Raw genomic sequence first — 20,661 nt, forward strand, 5'->3', positions numbered from 1 at the left:
TGGCGGATGGCGCTGCCGCACGCGCTGCTGGTCGTCGACCACTTCCACATCGTGCAGCTGGCCAACCGGGCCGTCACCGAAGTCCGCCGCCGGAGCACCCTCACCCAGCGCGGACGCCGCGGCCGCGGCACCGACCCCGAATGGCGGATGCGCAACCGGCTGACCCGCTGCGCCGCTCGCATGCCCGGCAAGCACGTCGACCGCCTCGTCGACGCCCTCGACGCCCTACCAGCGGCGATCGGCGCCCCGATCCTCGCCGCGTGGAACGCGAAAGAGGACTTACTTGACCTGCTCGCGACCGCCCGCACCCAGCCCGGCCGGGAACACGTTCACCGGTTGCTACGCCGCTTCTACACCCGCTGCGCCGCCACTGACCTGCCCGAACTGCACCGCCTCGCCACCACGATCGAGACCTGGTGGCCGCAGATCCTTGCGTTCCTGACCACCGGGATCACCAACGCCGGCTCCGAAGGAACCAACCGCGTGATCAAGACCGTCGCCCGCGACGCCTACGGCTTCCGCAACCCCGCCAACCAGCGCCTACGCGCCCGCACCGCGACCACCCGACGTCACCGCGGACACCTCAACCCCCAGGGCTATTGCATAGTCGGGTTGGCCTGGCGAGTCGGCGCCAACCCTTGATCCGCAAGGCCGCGTGGCACAGGGCGAGAGACTTCGAGAGACGCTCCTCCACCAAGATCGGGAGCTCTCCGAGGCCGAAGCCGCTGTTCAGCACGATCCCCGCAAGCTGCACTGCCTGGCGGTGGCTGATGCCTGCCGCCACACCCTGGTGGCGGAGGATCTCCTGAGCGACTCGCGCATCGCCCCAGGCGGCGCAGTTTGCGACCAGAGTCGCAGCGAGACGCAGCAGCGGTGCATCCGCTGTTCCGCCGGCTGCGTCGATGAGCGTCATGCCGAGGCGGGCCTGGAAGATGGCGAGAGGCTTCGCTGGCTGCATTCTGAGGTAACCGTCCACCGCAAGCCTCAGCTGTCCCTCGGAAGACCTGTCGCACAGGTAGGCCAGGCATGCGGTGACTGCGTCCTCCCAGGGCTCGCCAGGGGCGGTTTCGGTGACCATGGCGCAGGCCGACGCGATGTCGCCGGTCGTCAGGCGGGCGATGATCGCCACCTGGCGTCCGTCGAGCATCCGCTGGCCGATGCCACGATGTCGCTCGAGATGTTCATACGCCTCGCCCCATCTACCCGCGCCGGCCAGCGCGCGGGCGCCTTCCGCGACGAGCACGCTCCAGAGCCACTGCCTCACCTCGCGGTGGTCGTCCTCACCGCGAGCCAGCCGGCTTGCCGGCAGGGCCTGGCCGTCGATCACCGCATCCGTCCGTGACGACACCGCCTCGAAGAGACTCGTGAGGAGTCGAAGAGCGGCGTCGCCGTCGCGGTCGCGAATGTGCAGCCGGGCGAGATTGACCAAAGGCTCCAGCGCGTTACGCGCCGCCCGCGCGTCCAGAGGAATGGCTCGCAAGTACGCGGCGGCATGCTCGTGGCACCACCGACGCGCCAGATCCGGCTGGCCGCAGTCCGAGGCGAGGAGAGCGGCCTGGTTGTAGACGGCCGAGGCCGCGGCTCGATCGTCCTCTCGGGCGGCGCGTTCCGCCAACGCGCACAGATCATCGACGCGGACGGCCAACGGCCCAGCGATGGGCCGTGGTCGCGCGACCAGTGGGAAGCGCCGAAACAGCGCGCTGTCCGACTCCACGGTCACTGCCAGGTGACGGTGATGGGGTGCTGCGGCCGGGGAAGGACGAAGCGTCCGGCCGAGGGGTCCGCCTCGACGGGAGCGTCGGGGATCTCGAAGCGGACGCCCCGGGAGCGGTAGGTGGCGTTCCAGGTGCGGATCTCCTCCGAGACCTGGTGCGCGAGACCTGCGCCGTCCGGGCCGTGACCGATGACGCCGACCTCGTACAGTCTGCTGCCGTCGGGCCCCGTCGGGGTCGGCCTGATGGTGAGGTAGGCGAGGTCGGCGCCGCGGGTGGTGGCCATCGCGCCCCACGGGAACATCGGGGTGACGGCACCGCGTTCGATGGCTGCGGGTTGGACGTTCATGCGCATGATGGCGTTGTCGAGGCGGCAGGCCAGCCAGAGGTCCATCCACTCGTACGGCACCATCGGCGGGAAGAACACGTTGGTCCAGATCTTGCGCCGTTCGGTGTCCAGCACGCCGGCGAGTGCCGCCGCGTCGACGTCCTGTTCCTTGTGCACCTGCAGGATCACGTCCTGCTCGGGCGTGATCGGCACCTGCCGGCGGGCGTCGTCGCCGATGCCGCGCAGCGGCATGAAGACCGCCAGTTCGCTGCCCTGGTCGCGCCATCCGCCGTCGTGTCGCTCGAAGATGATCGACCGGGAGGCGGCGCCACGCAGGCGCAGCGGTACGACGAGTCGCCCGTCCGGGGCGAGCTGCTCCAGCCACGCTGTCGGGGTTTCGTAGGCGCCGACTGTGGCGATGATCCGATCGTAGGGTGCGCCGCCGGGGCAGCCCAGCGCTCCGTCGCCGAGGATGACGTCCACGTTCGTGACGCCGGCCGTGGCCAGGTGCTTGCGGGCCCCGTCGACGAGGTCCTCGTCGACGTCGAGGGTGACGACGCGTCCGTCGTCGCCAGCGACGGCGGCGAGCAGAGCCGCGTTGTAGCCGGTTCCGGCGCCGGCTTCCATGACCCGGTGGCCGGGCCGTACGTCGAGTTGTTCGAGCATCATTGCCACGATTCGTGGCTGTGAGGCGGCGCTGATGGAGGCGCCTCGGCCGTCGGTCTTGGTGTAGACGGGAGCATCGGCGTAGGCCTGCTCCAGCGGTACGCCGGGTAGGAACAGGTGCCGCGGGGTGGCGCGGATGGCGGCCTCGATGCCGGGCGTGCGGATGATGTTCTCGGCGCGCAGTGCCTCCGTGAGCGCGGCGCGCAGGTCGGCGGGGTCGCTGGTCACTCGATCGACGCTAGTGCTCGTGGGCGTGGGTTCTGCGATTGACACGGTGCTCCTCGTGGTGTGGTGGAAGACGTTGCGGACCGCGAGCGCGGCGAGGGTGGACTGGTCCTGAACGGACAAGCCAGATCGGTTGGCGTGGAAGATGACGTGGTGTGCGATGACGGCGCGTAGCCCCCGTCGAAGGTGGCCGTGTCGGGCGAGGTCGGCGAGCGCCTGGCCGGCGGTTGCGAAGGCGTCGAGCCATGGGCCGAGCCCCACGAGCGGTCCGTCTGGCTTCGCGAGGCTGTGGGCGTCGACGGTCATGAGCCGATTGATCGCTCGGGTCAGCTCGGCGGCCCGCTCTGGCACTGCGAGGCCGGGCGAGGGCCGGAGGTCGGCGACCTTCGCCCAGGTGTCGCCCTGCTCGTACCAGTCCAGACCGGCGGCGCGCATCAGGACGCTGCACAGCAGCACGGCGAGCTCGCGCCTTCCCAGCGTGGTGGCGGGAGGCAGGTCGAGTAGCAGGTGCCGGCTGTCCTGGTGAAACAGCTCGTGGGCTACCTGCATGCCGGCCGACCCGCCGAAGGCCAGGGTCTCGGGTTCGTAGACGCCTCGGGTCCAGTTGGTGATTCGGTCCTGGCCCGCGAGTGTCTCCAGCAGATCCTCGACGCGGTGGGAGGTCGGGTCGTCGGCAAGGTAGCGCCACCGCCAGGTGGGGTACTTCCGGACGTACCACCACCCGTGCAGCACGCCCTCGTCCTGTGCGGCGGCCAACGCCGGGGCCAGGACGGAGGCGGCGACGTCCTCCGCTGCGGTGGGGTCGGGGAACTCGACGGTGTACTGCCGCCAGCTGGGCGTTGGCATTCGACGTCCTCACGTCAGGGGATGGGCGATGGGGGCGGTGAGCACGCAGGCGTCCCAGGAGCTGGTGCGCGCGCCCGCGCTGCTGCAGCTGAGGGCCGCCAGCGCGACGCCGGCGGCGCCTTCGAGAAGGCCAGGGCTTGCGGCGACCAGGGCAGCTGCGGTACGCCGAGGCCCGGCGCCGTCCGGGTCGAGCGCGCCGAGAAGCCGAGAAACCAGCGGGCCGAGTGTCCCGGCGGTGTCGGGCAGGGCGTCGGCGGCCATCCGGTGCGCGATATGGGCCAGGCCGGCGTGGCCGTGGCAGAGCGACGGGTCGGTGGTTGCCGCGAGCTGGCACGGGTCAGCGAGAGCGCGTACGAGTGCGTCTTCGGCGGCGGCGCGGCGGACGGGATCGTTCAGGGCCAGGGCGGCGAGCTGCTGGGCGCGCGCCAGCCCGGCGGTGCCGTAGCACCAGGACGGCCGCTGCACGCGGTGGACCTCGGCGCGGTCCGCCCGGAGTTGCACTCTGGTAATCCAGTACGGCCAGAGCGCACCGGCCATGGCTTCGTGACGCCATCGGTCGAGCCAGGCGCAGATCGTTGCGATGGCAGCGGTCTGACCGTCGACGACAATGCCGTGCAGGGCCCCGAGCGCCAGTAGCGCCAAGGGCCCGGCGATGCCGTGGGCCATGCCGTTGTTGCCGTGTCCGCCGGGGAAGCGGGAGTCGGCGCGGCCGGAGGGCCCGCTGCCGGTCCACCAGCCTGGTAACACCTCGCTGCCGACGGGTAGGGGCTGCGTCAGCCGGACCAGATACCCGAGCACCGCGGGCAGTTCCTCGCCGTCGGGTGCTCGGCGGAGCAGGTACGCCCCGACCCCGGCCAATCCTCGGATGGCGTCGAACTCGGCGAGCGCCGGTAGTTCCCCGACGTCGATGCGGGCGTGCGCGGCGGCCACGCGGCGCCGGGCATCCGCGGCTATCACCTGGTCGAGCTCCTCGAGTGCGTGCGCATAGGCGCCGGGCCGGTGGGTGGCGGCGCAGGCGAGGACGTGAGCGAGCGCGGGTGCGCCGTGGAAGGGGTGGCTGTCGGGGCCCGCCGTTACCGGTTGGCTGGTAGCGGCGGTGAGCCAGTGGTGGGCGCGTTGCCAGGGTCTTAGCCCTGCCGCTGCCAGCTCGACGTGCAGCAGGGCGATGCCGGGTACGCCGAGGGCGAGTGACTGCTGCCACCAGAGTTGCCGGATCGGCAGCCGTGGGTCGTCGGGATGGGCGAGCAGATCGGCGACTGCGACAGCGAGGTCGTGGCTCTCGTACGGAAGGGTCATGGCCGGCTCCGGGCGAAGTAGGCCAGGGCGGCGGCGCGGGCGAGGTAGCGGCACCGGTCCTCGTCGTCGAAGTCGATGCCGACCGCGCGGATGTAGTGGGCGTGCATGAGGGAGCCGAGGACGTCGTCGCTGTTGATGCCGTCGGTGTGCGGTCCGGGTAGGTGGGTCCGGTAGACGGCGAGGGCGATGTCGCGGTTCTTCCAGGCGTCGACGATGGCGGTGCCGCCGGGGACAGCACGCAGTGCGGCCCAGTCGTCGCCGGGGTGGGCGAGTCGTACGGCTTCGTGGAACAGCGGCCGCTCGACGGGCTGCGGCGCGGTCGCGGGTACGTGGTCGATGAGCCAGCGCATGCCGGCGTCAACGCTGCCGGTGTAGGCGACGGCGATAGCGGCGATCTGCGCGGCAACGAGTGCCTGTCGGCTCGGGCGGACGGGCTGGCGTAGCTGCATGAGGACGGCGTGGGAGTCGGCGATGAAGACCGTCTCCGCGGCCTGCATGGCCGCGCCGGATCCCCACCGCCCGGTCTCGGGGTACGAGGTGGCGTACTGGACCTCCCGCAGCAGGCCACGTCGGCGTAGATCGTCGGCCCATGCGCTGACACGTCCGGCGGCCGGTCCGAATGCCGACGGTTCGGGCAGGACGATGCGGAGGCGGAGATGCTGGTCAGGGTCGCGGAACCGGAGGAACCACCAGTCCGGCGGCACCTCCCACTCGGCGAACAGTCGAGGTAGATGCTCGGCGAGGAGGAGGTCTTGCCGGCGGATGTCTCCGTAGAGCTTCGCGAGCAGGAGCCGGGAGGTGCCGGGACTGAGGCCTTGGTCTCGTCCGATGACGCGGGCCGGGATCGGTGTGGGCAGGGGCGGCCAGGGTGGTCGCTCGGTGGCGTGCAGCGTCAGGATGACCTCATGCGGACGGCCGCCGCACCAGCCGAGGTCCTGCGGGCTGGGTGCTTCCACGAGGACCGCTCGCGGTGCGGTGAGCAGGTGGGTGCGCAGCAGGACGCGGTGCGCGGACTCGTCGAGGTCCAGCGGCAGGCGCCGGTCGGCTTCAACCAGCTGCACCAGGCGGGGCAGGCGCCGGCGGGCCCGCCACTGGTCGAGGGCGTCGTCCCAGGCGTACCAGGGCTGCCGCCGGTCGGGCAGCTCGGTAGCCTCCAGCCGCCAGGTGGCGGGGGCGAGGATCGCGCGCCCGTAGCGGATGCGGGGAAGGAACGGCAGCTTGGCCCGGGCGGCGGCGCCCCAGTCGAAAGCGGTGACCTGGGCGCACTGGGCGCGGCCGAGTTCGATGAGGAACCGGGCCAGTGGTGGGGTGTGGATGCGCAGGTTGAGCGCGTGCATGCCCACGGTTTCGATTCGGTGGCCGTGGTCGGGTGCGGCGAGGTACATGCGTCGGCCGTCGCAGCCCACCGCCAGGTCGTCCACGGTGAGTACCGCTCGGTTCGGGCGCCGGTGCTCGGCCAGGCTGATGACGGTGGGCAGGATCTGCATGCAGCGGGTGACGTGGGCGGTCGCGGGATCCAGCGGCGGGAACGACATCTGGGCGGGCACCGTGCCGTGATCGGCGGTGGGCAGGTCGGTCAGGCCAGCGGCCAGCTTCGCCGCGTCGACCGCCCGCAGCACGCTGAGGAACCGGCCGGTGAGTCCGCCGGCGCCCCGGGACACGGAGGTGACCTCGACGGTGAACCTGCCGCGCGCCAGGGCGGCTTCGTCGGCGGCGTGCACGCGGACGCTCGCCTCCAGGTGTGCCGGCAGCCGCAGCTGTGGCGGTCCCAACTCCAGTTCTGCGATCAGCTCCTCGTCGAGCAGCACCTCGTCCGCGCCGTTCAGGGCGGCGCGCTGGGCGAGGGCGAGGAGCAGCTCGTCGCGGCGGGACAGGGGTGATCGTGGCTCGTCTGCTGGGGTGCCGGGGTATCCGTCCGGGAAGCCGATGCCGCTGTCCGGGTCGACGACGTCGCGTACCGGCATGAGCGAGCCGATCCCGTACCGCTCGTAGAAGCGCTGATGGTAGGCCCGCCACGCGGCGGTGCCGTAGGGGTGGGCGCTGAGCCGGGTCAGTGCCAGGACGGCGCGTTCGACCTCCCGCGCCACCTGCTCCGGCAGCGTGACCGACGCGTCCAGTCGGAGATCCACCGCGAGAGGCTCGTGGACGGAGATGCCGAGGTCGCGCATCCGGGAGGTCACCTGGGCGCGCGTCTCGCGGCCGTCTGCGTCGTGGGCGGTGCAGTGGCGTCGCAGCGCGGTGTGGATGTCGCGCAGGGCGCGGACCAGGTCGGCGACCGCCGCGATGCCGCCGGCCTCGACGTCGTCGAGCTGGAGCAGCAGGTACGCCAGGGCGTCGGGTTCCGTGCCGGGCGCGCGCAGGCTGGTGATCAGCGCGCCGCGGGTGATCAGCTCGGCGAGCATCCCCTCAACGGTCGCCGTTGCGGCGTGCGGGAACGCGGCACACAGCTGCGCGGACAGTGCTTCCACCCGGATCGGGGCGTGGGCGGCGGTGATCGCGGCGCGGACCGGCGCGGTGTACCGCAGCGACACCTCCACAGCCGTCGTGCCCTGCGGTCGGGCGTCCGGCTGGTAGGGCAGGACGAGCCGGTCGTCGCGTACCGTCATGGTGTTGTTCGCGACCACCGGGAGCCGGGCGACCAGGTCCGGGCATCGTTCCAGGTGGGTGATCACGTCGGCGAGCCACGCGGCGCCCGCCCGGGCGACGGCCTGGTGTGCGGTGCCCCATCGGGTGGGCGAGCGTGATCCGAACACGGCGGGTGCCACCCCGGCGAGGAGACCGAACGGGGTCGGCCGGCCGCGTAGGCGCTGCGTGTAGCGGGCGACCGCCTGGATAACCCGCCGGGTCTCCCGGACGGTGAGGGCCTCGTCGGCGCACAGCCTGGCGACCTGCGCGGCGAGTACCGGGCTGGCGTGGCTGATCGCGTCCACGATGGTTTCGTTCGTCCACACCTGCCGCAGCCATGCCACCCAGCCGGGGACGAGGGCGTCGCGTGGTTCGGTCAGGTCGGGCCACGGCGGCAGGTCGATGTCGGGGTGGGCGGCCGCGCGGACGAGCGCGGCACCGGTCGACCGGTATGCCGGAGAGCCTGTGGGAGAGCGCACGCTGCACCTCGGTTGGATGTCGGTTGGGGTGCCGGCCGGCGCGGAGAGTGGGGGCGTGTTGCCGCGCCGGCCGGCTTTTCGGGGGGAGGGTTCGTCGGTCAGGCGACGTTTGTGGTGCAGGCGGTACAGGTGCTGCCGCAGCCGTCGTCGGTCAGGTTGACCAGGCCGGCGACGTCCGCCACCTCCAGCAGGCTGACGTCCAGGTCGAAGTCCCCGCCGTCGGTGGCCGTGGTCTGCTCCGCGGTGCTGGTGGACATGTCTTCCTCCGATCTCGAGATCTCCCCGGGCCGCGGTGACCCGAGGTGGTGCCGGGTGGCCGCGTCCCGGTGACGCGTCACCCCTACCGCCCGATGCGGACGGAGCTTGAAGCGGCAGTCGGCTGGGTTCGCCGACGTGGTCGTTGCTCGGTGTCGGGAAACGCCGCCGTGCCGGCGGCGTCGGCCGGCCCGCGCCACATCCGCCAGATCGTGGGTCCGCTGATGGGCAGGATCAGCGGCGGTCCAGCCCGGTAGCCGAGCCGCAGGTACAGCCTGCGGTTGCGCATGTTGCTGGCCTCCAGGTAGGCGGGCAGCCCCAGCGCGTCGAGCCGGCGGTGGTAGCTGTCGAGCAGGGCGGTTCCGACGCCGGAGCTCTGTTGGTCGGGGCTGACCGCCACGTACGCGAGGTAGTGGTGCGGTTCGCGGGGGTGGAACACGTCGAACATGGCCTCGAGGAGGGTGAACTTCGGCGCGTACGGTCCGGTGGCGGCTTCCACCGCCGCTTGGTGCTCCGGCGGCGCCGCGGGTGGGGGTTCGGGCCGGGCGTACCAGATCGCGACGGCGGACCGGTCGGTGGTGGTGTCGACGTGGCCGTGGGCGAGACCGTGACGCAGGACGAGGGTGAAGTACCGGCGGTAGACGGCGCGACGGTCGTCATGGTCGGGGACCAGCCAGTCGGCGACCGGCCCGTCGAAGAACGCGTCGACGAGTACGGAGACCAAGGGGTCGATGTCGGCGGGAGTGGCGCGACGGATGCTCACGCCGGTGCTGGGGACGGTCATGGTGAGCTCCTTGTTCAGACCGGCAGGCGGAAGCTGTCGGTGCGGCGCAGGGGCGCGGTGGCGCTGTCGGCGCCGAGTCCGATGGCGTCATAGACCTGCGGTCGCACTGCGCCCAGGACCAACGCCCAGGCGGTGCCGGCGAGGGCGGCAATGGCGTAGGTGGCCGGGAAGAGCCAGCGCAGCGGTGAGTGCGCGCTGACGCCGAGGAGGATGTCGAACTCCCGTAGCGTCGCGGCGAGAAACCCGGTCAGCGTGAGCGTGGCGAGCAGCGGCGCGGCGAAGGCAGGCCACCAGCCCTCGCCGTGGGCGATGCGGGCGAAGAAGCCGATCACGGCGGCGGAGGTGACGGTCATCAGGATCAGGACGCCGAGGCCACCGGTCACCGTGACCCAGAAGAACAGGTGCACGATCGGGTCCGCGCCGGCAGTGGCGTAGGCGATGAGGACGACCACCGCGAGAATGCTCTGCAGGATCGACCCGGCCTTCGGGGCGCCGGTGCGGCGGCTGGTCCGGCCCAGTACGCCGGGCAGGACCCGCTCCCGGCCGAGAGCGAACAGGTACCGGGCGACGGTGTGGTGGAAGCTCAGCAGCGCGGCGAACAGGCTGGTGATGAACAGGACCCGCCCGACGGTCACGATGCTGGACCCGAGGTGCGGTGAGACGAGATTGAAGATGAGGTCGGTGCCGTCGGTGCGGGCCGCATCGACGATCCTGTCCGAGCCGGTGGCGACGGACATCGCCCAGGCGGACAGGCCGTAGAGCAGGCCGGTGGCGGCCACCGCGATGTAGGTGGCCCGGGCGACCGTCCGACGTGGGTCGCGGGTCTCCTCGGAGAACACCACAGTGCCCTCGAAGCCGACGAAACCCGTGATGGCCGTGACCAGTGCGGCGCCGATACCCGCGGCGAGGATGTGCGACGGGGCGAGGGTGTCGAAGGTGACCGTCCCGCCGGCGGGGTGCCCGACCATCACCGCGTCGAAGACCAGCGCGACCGCGCACTCGGCGACGAGCATGACCGCCAGGACCTTGCCGTTGAGGTCGATGCGCAGCACGCCGAGCACGGCGACTACAGCCCACCCGATCAGCGCCGGCACCCACCAGGTGACGTGCAGGCCGTACTGATCGCGCAGGAACGTCGCGAGGACCGCGCCGAACCCGCCGTACAGGCCGATCTGCATCGCGTTGTACGCCACCAGCGCGACCATCGCCGCGCCGACACCGGCCGGACGGCCGAGCCCTCGGGTGACGTAGGTGTAGAACGCGCCGGCGTTGACGATCCGCCGGGACATGGCCACGAACCCGACCGAGAACAGCGCCAGCACGGCGGCGACGACAAGGTACGCCACCGGAATACCCGCCACGCCGGTGACCGCGTAGCCGGTGGTCGCACCGCCGGCGACCACCGTCAGCGGCGCGGCGGCGGCGATGACGAAGAACACCACCGAGGGGATCCCGAGCCGGCCGCGCGCCAGAACCTCGGAAACAGTGTCAGTAGTCGAATGCGACATCAGGTCTCTTTCACGAAGAGTGGATGGGGTGTTGCCGTCAGGAGGTGCGGTGGCTCAGGACCGCGCCGCCGACGACGCTGCCGAGATCGGCGAGTAGATCCCGCAACGGCGGCCACGACTGCTCGACCAACCGCCGCAGATGCGAGCGCACCGCTGGCGAGGCGCCGTCGAGCAGCGTCGTGTCCAGCTGGGTGTGCAGCGCCAGGCCGGCCAGGGCGAGGTCCACGCCGTTCAGGGTCCGGCCGTTGCGCAGATGCTGCGACAGCCGCGCCCACGACCAGGCCGCGGTGTTGATGTCGATCGGCACGTACAGGGTGCGTTGCCGCCAGAACGGGCCCGCCTGCTGCGGTCGCACCAGACCCGACTGCCACATCCGCTGGGCGACCTGCTCGTAGGCGGACGAGCCGAGGAAGGCCAGCCACACCCGGGTCGCGGTGTGCTGCTGCTCGGCCGCGATCCGGTCCAGGACCAGGTGCTGGAGCCAATCCTGCGGCGGCCGGATGTCCTTGACGCGCACGTGCCCGCGCTCGAACGTGATCCGCCCGCCGTAGTAGAGCTCGATGAGCAGCCCAGCGGCCAGGCCGTGCGCCAACGCCGAGTCGAACAACCGAGGGCGACCGGTCCGGTCGTCGTGGCACATGAAGAAGAACTCGTCCGCGATCCGGCCGGTCCGCTCGGAGGCGGCGCCGGCGGGCACCGGACGGGGGACCGGGACAGGCTCGGAACGGACATACGAGGCGGCGTGCTCGTCAGCGGCGCCGAGGGCTGGATTCACCGCGGCTGGCCTTCCTGAATCGTGTCGTCTGCAGGGTCAAGAAGCCGGAGCCGTACGAGGAGGCGACGGCCACCGGTATGACGGGACAGCTCAGCCACGGCCCACTCGCGCTGGAGGCAGCGGCCGTCGCTGCACTGGAAACACATCCGGCCTGCGACGTGCTGGAGCAGCGTCCTGCGGGCCGAGTCGAAGCGATCGACGGGCCGGTCGCTCTCCTCGACGCCGGTCACGGCGCGGAGGCGTGGCGTGGCCGTTGCAGCGGCGATCCCGGGCGCGGCCGGAAGAGGATGTGAGTCACCGCGTTTCCAAGCACTCCAACGGACGCTGCTCCTCCGCCGCGGCCCCTGATCAGCTCGTACGACTGTCGGTGCTTTGGAGGGACGGGCCATGCGAAGTGAGTCATCCGGACACCTCCTCATGAGGGTGCGCGGCCGGGCCCTACCCGACGCCGACCGCGCACCCGGCTCATGTACGTGAGCAGTCTCGGACCACCGCGCGTAGGCTCCCGTGCCGCGCGCTCGGCCGGTGCGGCTCCGGACAGCCCTCACCCCACGCCGACGGCCATTCTTGGCCCGAGAGCCCGAGTCGGCTCCGAGTCTCACTGCTGGAAACTGCCTGCCGTCAGCGGCAGAGCCCTGGCTGAGGACCCTCAGATTGGGGTGGCGTCTGGGTTGCACGGCACGACCTTGGTCGATGCCGCGCTCGCTCAGCTAGCCAATGGTGAGCGCCTCACGGTGGGCCTCCCACTGTGAGACGACGGCCGGTAACGGCTGCGTCGGGCCGGACATCTCGCTCCCGAACGACTACTGTGCGCAGTAATCGCGGTCGGAGGGAGTGACCATCCATGCACCGGGTCGTCAGACCGCAGTGGTGGCACGAGGGCACGTTTCGCGGCGCAGCCGTACGCGTACATCTCGCGCGTCACGACATGGCGGCTGTCTTCGGCTTCCTCAAGGAACGCGGTTTCAGCTGGTCTGCGATCGCGACGGCGACCGGGCTGGGCGCCAGCCGGGTCTCGGAAATCGCAGCTGGACGCCGCATCGTCACCGACTACGCGGTGCTGGAGCGGATCGCCGAAGGGCTGTCAATCCCGCGCCACTTCATGGGGCTCGCTCTCGACGATCAGGCACTCCAACATCGGCGGGGCGACGCCACTGAGTCGACCCGCACTACCGGATCCCTCGACCCCCACGAGTTGCTCGGGATCGTCGCCAGCATCGCGGTAGGAGCGATACCCGAAGGCGTGGAACGTTGGCTGCCCAACTCCCAGAAAAGCGCCATCCCGGCCGCCGTCGGTCCGGACGAAGTAGCCACAGTTCGTGCCGTTACCGCCTTCCACCGCCGGCTCGACGCCGCCTCCGGAGGTGGCCGGTGCCTGCAATCCGCGTGCGGCTACGTGGCATGGGCGACGCAGCTCCTACAGGTGAAGTGCGCCGATGACGTCGCCGCCGATCTCCGTGCCGCTCTCGCCGAGCTGCACAACCTCGTTGGCTGGGTGGCGCACGACCTCGACGACCACGACATGGCGCGTCGGCATCTCACCCAGAGCCTCGTCCTTGCGCGGCAGACGAATTCGCTTCCGCTGCTGGCCAACACGCTGTACCGCCTGGGACGGGTCAGTCTCCACCAAGGGCAGCCGGGAGAGGCGCTCCAACTGTTCGGGCTCGGCCAGCTCGCCGCGCAGCAGGCCGGGTGCCATGCCAGTGTCGGCATACTGCACGCCAACTCCGCATGGGCGTATGCCCTCCTCGGAGCCGACCACCAGGTCGTCGACAGCCTGTCCCGCGCACGACGCGAACTCGACCAGGCCGACCCCGAAACGGCGCCCGCCTGGACCCACTTCGCGCTCACCGAAGCCGATGCACATGGGATCTCAGCCGTCGTCTACTCCGCTCTCGCCCGTCATCCGGAACACGTTCGATACGTGGATCAGGCTGCCGAGCACTCCCAACGGGCGGTGCAGCTGCGCCGGCCCCAGGACCGACGATCGTTCATCTTCGACACGATCTCCGTCGCCACGGCGAGTATCCTTGCCGGTGATCTCGCAACCGCTGGCGAGTACGGCACGAAGGCGGTGGGGCTGGTGGCGGACGGGATGCGGTCGGCCCGCGTCAACGATCGTCTGGACGCGCTCTGGGCGCTTGCCGCGCCCAAAGCCGAGCGGGAGCCAGCGCTCGCCGCTCTCGGTAGCCGGCTCGCGGAGCTGCGGGCGGTCTGATGACCACCGCGCTCAGCGACGCTGTCGCCTCAGAGCTCCGTGCTCATTTGAGCGACATCTGTTCGCAGCTCGGCATTGAGTTGGATAGTGCCAGGCTCGTGAAGTACACGATGAATGCGGTGTTCGAGGCGCCGCCGTTCGTGATCCGACTTGCTTCTGGCCAGTACGCCGCAACTCTAGCCCAGCGCGTGGTGTCGGTATCTGGGTGTCTGGCAGAGGCAGGGATGCCAACCGTGCGGATTGCGTTGAGCGTGGCCCCTCAACCGATCTTCAGTGGAGACTGGGTCGCGACGGTCTGGGAGTACGTCCCCACGGTTCGCGACGAGCCGAAGCCTGCCGATCTCGCTGCGCCGCTACGTGCCCTGCATAGTCTTGACCATCTTGACGTGGCGTTGCCGCGTTGGTCGCCGATCGACAAGTTCCGTCGTCGGCTTGCCGCTGCCGCGTCGCTCCCGCCACGGGAAGCGGAAGAGCTAGATCAGTGGTCGAGGGCTGAACTCGGGCTTACCGCCTCGGACCTGTTGCGCGACCTTCACCGGCGCTGCGATGACGCGGAAGAGGGCCTCGATCGGGTGGCGTGGCAGCTGCCATGGGGCGTCATCCACGGCGATGCTCACACCGGGAACGTCCTGCTGCCGCTGCCAGCCGACAAAACGATGGCTCGTCCAAGTCCTTTGCTCTGTGACCTGGACGGGGTTTGCATTGGCCCGCGGGAGTGGGATCTTGTGCCGACCGCCCACGGCGCTACCCGGTTCGGACGGTCGCGTATTGACTACCAGGGCTTTGTCGAGGCGTACGGGATTGACCTCACCGGCTGGGCGGGTTGGCCGGTCCTGCGCGGCGTGCGGGAGCTGCAGCTGGTTACCAGTACGATTGATTCCCTTGCTGGCCGCCCCGAAGTGGCAGGCGAGTTGTTCTATCGGCTGCGGTCGTTATTTGACGGCGACTTCAAGGCAATCTGGCATCGCTATCGGTAAGGCCTGAGTAGCTCTGTTTCGGATTGCTGGCCGTTGCTCATCAACGTAATTCGCCGGAGTCGCGTGTCTCAGGGGTGTGCGGCATGGATGGGGCCGATGACGTTGCGTACAACTCGTCGAAGGGAGTCGAGGATGTCGGAAGAGGAAGTCCACAGGCACCTACTGCCTTTCAGGGCGCTGGACGGCATTGCATGTTTACTGGGGTTCCTGAAGTGCTCCGGTCCGCTTGGCCTGTACGCCGAATAGCTCGCTGCCGACGGCGCCGCCCTGGGCTAACGCGCGTTGTACTACTTCCGAGAGCTCGCCTCGTGGCTCCGCCCCGCAGGCCAAACGGTTGGGTGATCTAGGAACCTGTAGCAGTCATGCTCGACGCGGAAGGTTCCTAGGCGGCAATAGATGTGAATCGGGATGAAGGGTGCCCAAGATCAACCTGAGGAAAGCCGCCTGCGATACGTTTTCACTGCTCAAGAACCGCTGCGCCCGCCCTCGACGGCGGGCGAGGATCGCAACGGATCTTCGCCGGCGGCGCCGACCTTACCGGCCAGTCGCTGCGCCCGCCCTCGACGGCGGGCGAGGATCGCGACACGACCGGGCCGGCCAGATCCTCCACCGCAGTCCGGGCCGCTGCGCCCGCCCTCGACGGCGGGCGAGGATCGCAACCCCGTTAGGAGTGAGGCTGTCCGCCTCCTCCGGATCGCTGCGCCCGCCCTCGACGGCGGGCGAGGATCGCAACGCAGGCGGTGGCGCCGCAGAAGACCGGCAAGGGGCCGCTGCGCCCGCCCTCGACGGCGGGCGAGGATCGCAACGCACGGTCGCCAATAGTTACGCGGCCGGAGATCGGGAGCTGCGCCCGCCCTCGACGGCGGGCGAGGATCGCAACACGCTCACCTTCAACGGCGAGACCACCGGCGCGATCGCGTGCTGCGCCCGCCCTCGACGGCGGGCGAGGATCGCAACGTCGTCGGCGCGGTCGTTCTCTGGAGCCGGTGATGGAGCTGCGCCCGCCCTCGACGGCGGGCGAGGATCGCAACGTTGGGCCGGATCGCCGCCCGATCTGTTTCTACTGGTCGCTGCGCCCGCCCTCGACGGCGGGCGAGGATCGCAACGGCCTTGACGGCTGCCTCGGTTGCGGGGCCGAACGCGCGCTGCGCCCGCCCTCGACGGCGGGCGAGGATCGCAACGCCGACGTCGACGGCCCCGGGCAGGCGCTCGTGCTCGTGCTGCGCCCGCCCTCGACGGCGGGCGAGGATCGCAACTTTCTGGCCCACCTGTGTTGTCGATGGGTCAGAGCATGCTGCGCCCGCCCTCGACGGCGGGCGAGGATCGCAACCCCCGTGGGGGTGTCACGCTGAGTCACATCAGGGGCTGCGCCCGCCCTCGACGGCGGGCGAGGATCGCAACCCGCACGCGGAGCGCAGGTCGCTGCGCGGCGCCCTCGACGCTGCGCCCGCCCTCGACGGCGGGCGAGGATCGCAACATGTTCCGGGTCATCAAGGAAGAGTGGGACGAGGAGCCGCTGCGCCCGCCCTCGACGGCGGGCGAGGATCGCAACCTCCTGGCCGCCGGGCTGTACGACCACGGCGACAAGGCTGCGCCCGCCCTCGACGGCGGGCGAGGATCGCAACGTCAGGCGGCCTTCGGCGTTGAGCTGCGCGGCGACCTGCTGCGCCCGCCCTCGACGGCGGGCGAGGATCGCAACGAGGTGCCGCCACTTCGCCTTGTCGTCGGTGGCCGCCAGCTGCGCCCGCCCTCGACGGCGGGCGAGGATCGCAACTCATTTCCCGCCCTGAAATGAGGGGCCGTACCGACCGGCTGCGCCCGCCCTCGACGGCGGGCGAGGATCGCAACACGTCGAGGAACTGGATGGTCTGGATCCACGACCACGCTGCGCCCGCCCTCGACGGCGGGCGAGGATCGCAACAGCGGTGGCCCGTCTGCGGTGACCTCCTGCCACAGCGCTGCGCCCGCCCTCGACGGCGGGCGAGGATCGCAACTCCGACCCGGTTCCCCGGCCCCGTATCGGCATGCCCGGCTGCGCCCGCCCTCGACGGCGGGCGAGGATCGCAACGCGCCGTGCGGCGTCGCCGAACCGGCCGAGTCGCCGGGCTGCGCCCGCCCTCGACGGCGGGCGAGGATCGCAACGCCCTTGCGGTCGAGCTCGCCGGTCTCGCGCTGCACCCAGCTGCGCCCGCCCTCGACGGCGGGCGAGGATCGCAACGTGTGCTGGTGTGCTCGTGTGGCATCGGTGCCCTCCCGCTGCGCCCGCCCTCGACGGCGGGCGAGGATCGCAACCCGTCGCGGTTGTCGAGGGTGAACCGCGCGGTCTGCGGCTGCGCCCGCCCTCGACGGCGGGCGAGGATCGCAACGCAGGTGCAGCCGCCGGCGCCCATGAGGAACACGTTCGCTGCGCCCGCCCTCGACGGCGGGCGAGGATCGCAACTCCGGCATGTGGCGGCTCCACCGGCCGGCGAGCCGGTGCTGCGCCCGCCCTCGACGGCGGGCGAGGATCGCAACATGCCGTCGAGCGCGGCGTGCACCTCGCGCGCCAGGGCTGCGCCCGCCCTCGACGGCGGGCGAGGATCGCAACGACCACCCGATCGGCGGCTCGTCGTCGTGCGCCGGCAGCTGCGTCCGCCCTCGACGGCGGGCGAGGATCGCAACACGCCACGGCCGGCGGGCGTCATGCCCAACGCGGTCGCTGCGCCCGCCCTCGACGGCGGGCGAGGATCGCAACCGCGGCCCGGGTCTGCGGATCGCGGTACGGCTGGACGCTGCGCCCGCCCTCGACGGCGGGCGAGGATCGCAACGAGGAGCTGCCGTGCCTGGTCGGCGTGGTGATGAAGGAGGCTGCGCCCCGCCCTCGACGGCGGGCGAGGATCGCAACCAGATCAAGGTGGACCGGGACTGTGGCCCGGCCACCGAGCTGCGCCCCTCGAGGGCGGGCGAGGATCGCAACCAGATCAAGGTGGACCGGGACTGTGGCCCGGCCACCGAGCTGCGCCCCTCGAGGGCGGGCGAGGATCGCAACCAGATCAAGGTGGACCGGGACTGTGGCCCGGCCACCGAGCTGCGCCCGCCCTCGAGGGCGGGCGAGGATCGCAACAACGCCCTCAGCCGCACGCTCACCGCCACCGAGCCGCTGCGCCCGCCCTCGACGGCGGGCGAGGATCGCAGCACCAGCTGGTCGACGGTGTCCGGCGCGAAGCCCATGCTGCGCCCGCCCTCGATGGCGGGCGAGGATCGCAACACCACTTCGAAGGTTCTGCCGCACCGGCCGCACTGGAGCGGCGCCCGCCCTCGACGGCGGGCGAGGATCGCAACGGTTGTGCCGGCCCGCCGGGTGGTGGCGCCGTGACCGAGAGCTGCGCCCGCCCTCGACGGCGGGCGAGGATCGCAACAACGTCTCCGATGAAGGGCGGCGGCGTGGTGCCTGCCATCTGGGGGTTCTTCCGGGTGAGCGTCGAGGAGCCGACATCCTTCTCGGCGGGTTACGCGGCTACAATCAGCGACCTAAAGCATCCATGGTGTGGGCACCAAGCCATTTTTAGGCCGCCTCATCTCTAACCGTGGCAGACGCAGCCGGCCGTCACGAGATTAGGATCGCACGTGTCTGACATGACGCCTCTTTGGGCTCATAGCCCCGCTTCTGGCGGTGGCCCATGGCATGCGCTCTCGGATCATCTTCAGAGCACTGCCGAGCTCGCACAGCTGTTTACTGCATCGTTCGGCGGAGGTGATCTGGCCTACTGGCTGGGCGCGCTCCACGACGTGGGCAAGGCAGCCTGTGCGTGGCAGGACAAGCTCGCTGCTGCCGCGGCCACCGGCGCTCCCGTCGGTATCGACCATAAGGCGTTCGGAACGTGGGTGGCGAACGAACGTGGACTGGGCGGCTTCGCCAACGCGATCTTCGGTCATCATGGCGGACTGATCGATACACCTCGCCTACTTCCTACGGTGCAACGCAGGTTGGCTGATGCACCAGCGAACGTAGCCTCCGCCCAGGGGCAACTAGCTAGGCTGCTACCGGACCTGCCGGAGAACCTCGGCCATCTTGTACCCGATCGATGGCGATCCGATCCGTTGGCGGGAGAGATGGCACTGCGGTTGTGCTACAGCGCTGTGGTCGACGCAGACAGCTTGGACACCAGCGCCCATTTCCAAGGTTTGGCTCAACCTCGAATTCGCCCCGACGCAGACTTCGGGCATCTCTACAAGCTGTTCGAGCAGCGTCGGCGTAACCATCTCTCTGGCCGAGCCACGGCGATCGGCGGGCTGCGGGAACAGGTCTACGCGGACTGTCTAGCGGCGGCAGAGCGGGGGCGCGGTGTGTTCCGCCTTGGTGCACCGACAGGGGCCGGGAAAACCTTGGCGAGTGGCGGCTTCGCGCTACGGCACGCGGCTAAGCACGGCCTGCGTCGGGTGATCGTGGCAGTTCCTTTCCTGACCATCACCGAGCAGAACGCCGACGTGTACCGCCAGATGCTCGCTGAGGACGATGCTGAGCCGGTAATCCTTGAGCACCACAGCCAGGTCAACTTCGACGACCCGAGCGCGGGCCGGTGGGCGCGGCTGGCTGCTGAGAACTGGGATGCCCCCTTCGTCGTCACTACGTTTGTCAGGCTCTTCGAGTCGTTGTACGCCCGCAAGCCGTCGGCGATGCGCCGGGTGCACCGGCTGGCCAACTCCGTGATCGTGCTGGACGAGGTGCAGGCGCTGCCGTACCCAATGTTGGCACCGATTCTCGATGGGCTGCGGCTGCTCGTGCAGCACTTCGGCGCGACGGTGCTGCTGTCCTCGGCGACACAACCGAGCTTCTGGGCCTTGAAGGAGTTTCGAGACGTTCCGTGCGTCGACCTCGTGCATGACACTCCGAAGCTGGTCAGTGACCTGCGGCGGGTGCGATACGAGTGGCAGCTTGACCCGAAGCCAACGTTGGCTGATATCGCCGCTGAAGCGGCCGTGCAATCGGCGGCGCTAGTCGTGGTCAACACCACCGCGGACGCGAAGACGGTGTTCGAGCAGTGGCGTGACGCGGAACCGAGCGGCGTGGCCTGGCACCTGTCCACCCGCATGTGCCCGGACCACCGGCGGCGAGTGCTTCGGGAGGTACGGCTGAGACTCTCTCGGGGCGAGCGGGTCCTGCTGGTAGCCACACAGTTGATCGAGGCGGGTGTAGACGTCGACTTCCCCGTGGTCTTTCGCGCGATGGCGCCGGCCGACTCGATCCTCCAGGCCGCCGGGCGTGCGAACCGTGAGGGGCGAATGCCCGACGGTGGCCGGGTAGTGGTGTTCGCGCCGGTGGACGGCGGGCAACCGCCCACCTACGCAACCTTGGTGGGCTGCACGCAGCGCCATTTCGGGCCCGGTAACGAAGATGCCGAGCCGGATGACCCTGAGGTGCTAGGACGCTACTACCAAGACGTGTACGGCACGCTGAATCTCGCCGATGCCCAGCACGTTGGCCAACTCATCCAGCAGGCGCGTCAGCGGTGGGAGTTCGAGACTGTGACGGACGGGCCGATCGACGCCGGCACCGGGCAGCGCGATCGGAAGAAGGCCTTCCGCATGATCAGCGACGATGGCATCAGCGTCGTGACGCCGCAGGGCGCTGAGACGCTGGATCAGCGCCAGGACCTAGAGCACCTGGTCGAAGAACTCCGCAGGGCACTGATCCCAGACCTGGCAAGCCTGCGCCGACTGCAGCCCTATACGACGAGCCTTCACCCCAGCATCCTCCGGCGACCCGAGGTGATGGCCTCGCTACGGCCGATCATCGGCAGCGGTTCGGCGCGGCAAGGCGTGCTCGTCGAGTGGACTGGCGGGTACGACGACGCCACGGGAATCGACCTCGACCCAGGGCCGGAGCAGTTCGTCATCTGACGGGCCGAAGAGCGAAAACTGTACGGCTACGTAGCTGTGAAGACGTTCGTATACCTCTACACCTGTTCGGTCAAGTGTCAAATATGA

12 protein-coding genes and 1 CRISPR repeat array are annotated in these 20,661 nt (G+C 70.3%); of the genes, 4 read left to right on the plus strand and 8 right to left on the minus strand.

Annotated elements, in window-relative coordinates:
• The first annotated feature begins 6 nt into the window (after positions 1–6).
• The gene (locus J3R08_RS13020) at positions 7–642 is read left to right on the plus strand and encodes a transposase (protein WP_245254727.1); all 636 of its coding nucleotides are present in this window, start codon (positions 7–9) and stop codon (positions 640–642) included.
• On the opposite strand, the gene J3R08_RS13025 is transcribed toward J3R08_RS13020, so the two are convergent.
• From J3R08_RS13025 to J3R08_RS13060, 8 genes are all read right to left on the minus strand, one after another.
• Positions 584–1,720, minus strand: coding sequence for a hypothetical protein (locus J3R08_RS13025; RefSeq protein ID WP_209961309.1), 1,137 nt, complete (start codon positions 1,718–1,720; stop codon positions 584–586). The genes J3R08_RS13020 and J3R08_RS13025 overlap by 59 nt on opposite strands.
• Complete coding sequence (fxlM, locus tag J3R08_RS13030) at positions 1,717–3,777, minus strand: methyltransferase, FxLD system (RefSeq protein ID WP_209961311.1); 2,061 nt, start codon at positions 3,775–3,777, stop codon at positions 1,717–1,719. Before fxlM ends, J3R08_RS13025 begins: the two co-directional genes overlap by 4 nt.
• 9 nt (positions 3,778–3,786) lie before the next feature.
• Complete coding sequence (locus J3R08_RS13035; protein ID WP_209961313.1) at positions 3,787–5,073, minus strand: lanthionine synthetase C family protein; 1,287 nt, start codon at positions 5,071–5,073, stop codon at positions 3,787–3,789.
• Positions 5,070–8,177: a lantibiotic dehydratase gene (locus J3R08_RS13040; RefSeq protein WP_209961315.1), complete on the minus strand. Its 3,108-nt coding sequence runs from the start codon at positions 8,175–8,177 to the stop codon at positions 5,070–5,072. The genes J3R08_RS13035 and J3R08_RS13040 overlap by 4 nt, the downstream gene beginning before the upstream one ends.
• Before the next feature lie 98 nt (positions 8,178–8,275).
• The gene (gene fxlA, locus J3R08_RS13045) at positions 8,276–8,434 is read right to left on the minus strand and encodes an FxLD family lanthipeptide (protein ID WP_187692502.1); all 159 of its coding nucleotides are present in this window, start codon (positions 8,432–8,434) and stop codon (positions 8,276–8,278) included.
• Between the two features lie 83 nt (positions 8,435–8,517).
• On the minus strand, positions 8,518–9,216 hold the full coding sequence (locus J3R08_RS13050; protein WP_209961316.1) for a GNAT family N-acetyltransferase: 699 nt from the start codon (positions 9,214–9,216) through the stop codon (positions 8,518–8,520).
• A gap of 14 nt (positions 9,217–9,230) precedes the next feature.
• The gene (locus J3R08_RS13055) at positions 9,231–10,724 is read right to left on the minus strand and encodes an APC family permease (RefSeq protein WP_209961319.1); all 1,494 of its coding nucleotides are present in this window, start codon (positions 10,722–10,724) and stop codon (positions 9,231–9,233) included.
• A gap of 37 nt (positions 10,725–10,761) precedes the next feature.
• Positions 10,762–11,499: a GPP34 family phosphoprotein gene (locus tag J3R08_RS13060; protein ID WP_209961321.1), complete on the minus strand. Its 738-nt coding sequence runs from the start codon at positions 11,497–11,499 to the stop codon at positions 10,762–10,764.
• A gap of 844 nt (positions 11,500–12,343) precedes the next feature.
• On the opposite strand from J3R08_RS13060, the gene J3R08_RS13065 reads away from it, so the two are divergent.
• The 3 genes from J3R08_RS13065 (at position 12,344) to cas3 (ending at position 20,574) form a co-directional block, all read left to right on the plus strand.
• Entirely contained in the window at positions 12,344–13,717 is a 1,374-nt protein-coding gene (locus J3R08_RS13065) for a tetratricopeptide repeat protein (protein WP_209961323.1), read from the plus strand.
• Positions 13,717–14,694: an aminoglycoside phosphotransferase family protein gene (locus J3R08_RS13070; RefSeq protein WP_209961325.1), complete on the plus strand. Its 978-nt coding sequence runs from the start codon at positions 13,717–13,719 to the stop codon at positions 14,692–14,694. The genes J3R08_RS13065 and J3R08_RS13070 overlap by 1 nt, the downstream gene beginning before the upstream one ends.
• A 473-nt stretch (positions 14,695–15,167) precedes the next feature.
• A CRISPR array of direct repeats spans positions 15,168–18,092; the repeat unit is 37 nt; unit sequence GCTGCGCCCGCCCTCGACGGCGGGCGAGGATCGCAAC.
• A gap of 217 nt (positions 18,093–18,309) precedes the next feature.
• On the plus strand, positions 18,310–20,574 hold the full coding sequence (gene cas3, locus J3R08_RS13075) for a CRISPR-associated helicase Cas3' (RefSeq protein WP_209964191.1): 2,265 nt from the start codon (positions 18,310–18,312) through the stop codon (positions 20,572–20,574).
• Positions 20,575–20,661: the final 87 nt, after the last annotated feature.

The sequence above is a fragment of the Micromonospora sp. HB375 genome, assembly GCF_017872985.1.
In the GTDB taxonomy this organism is placed as follows: domain Bacteria; phylum Actinomycetota; class Actinomycetes; order Mycobacteriales; family Micromonosporaceae; genus Micromonospora; species Micromonospora chalcea.

What these genes read in the sequence shown, in the direction of transcription:
- J3R08_RS13020 (WP_245254727.1), top strand. Translation starts at nt 7, where the DNA reads ATGGCGCTGCCGCACGCGCTGCTGGTCGTCGACCACTTCCACATCGTG.
- fxlM (WP_209961311.1), bottom strand. Translation starts at nt 3,777, where the DNA reads ATGCCAACGCCCAGCTGGCGGCAGTACACCGTCGAGTTCCCCGACCCC.
- J3R08_RS13035 (WP_209961313.1), bottom strand. Translation starts at nt 5,073, where the DNA reads ATGACCCTTCCGTACGAGAGCCACGACCTCGCTGTCGCAGTCGCCGAT.
- fxlA (WP_187692502.1), bottom strand. Translation starts at nt 8,434, where the DNA reads ATGTCCACCAGCACCGCGGAGCAGACCACGGCCACCGACGGCGGGGAC.
- J3R08_RS13050 (WP_209961316.1), bottom strand. Translation starts at nt 9,216, where the DNA reads ATGACCGTCCCCAGCACCGGCGTGAGCATCCGTCGCGCCACTCCCGCC.
- J3R08_RS13055 (WP_209961319.1), bottom strand. Translation starts at nt 10,724, where the DNA reads ATGTCGCATTCGACTACTGACACTGTTTCCGAGGTTCTGGCGCGCGGC.
- J3R08_RS13065 (WP_209961323.1), top strand. Translation starts at nt 12,344, where the DNA reads ATGCACCGGGTCGTCAGACCGCAGTGGTGGCACGAGGGCACGTTTCGC.
- J3R08_RS13070 (WP_209961325.1), top strand. Translation starts at nt 13,717, where the DNA reads ATGACCACCGCGCTCAGCGACGCTGTCGCCTCAGAGCTCCGTGCTCAT.
- cas3 (WP_209964191.1), top strand. Translation starts at nt 18,310, where the DNA reads ATGACGCCTCTTTGGGCTCATAGCCCCGCTTCTGGCGGTGGCCCATGG.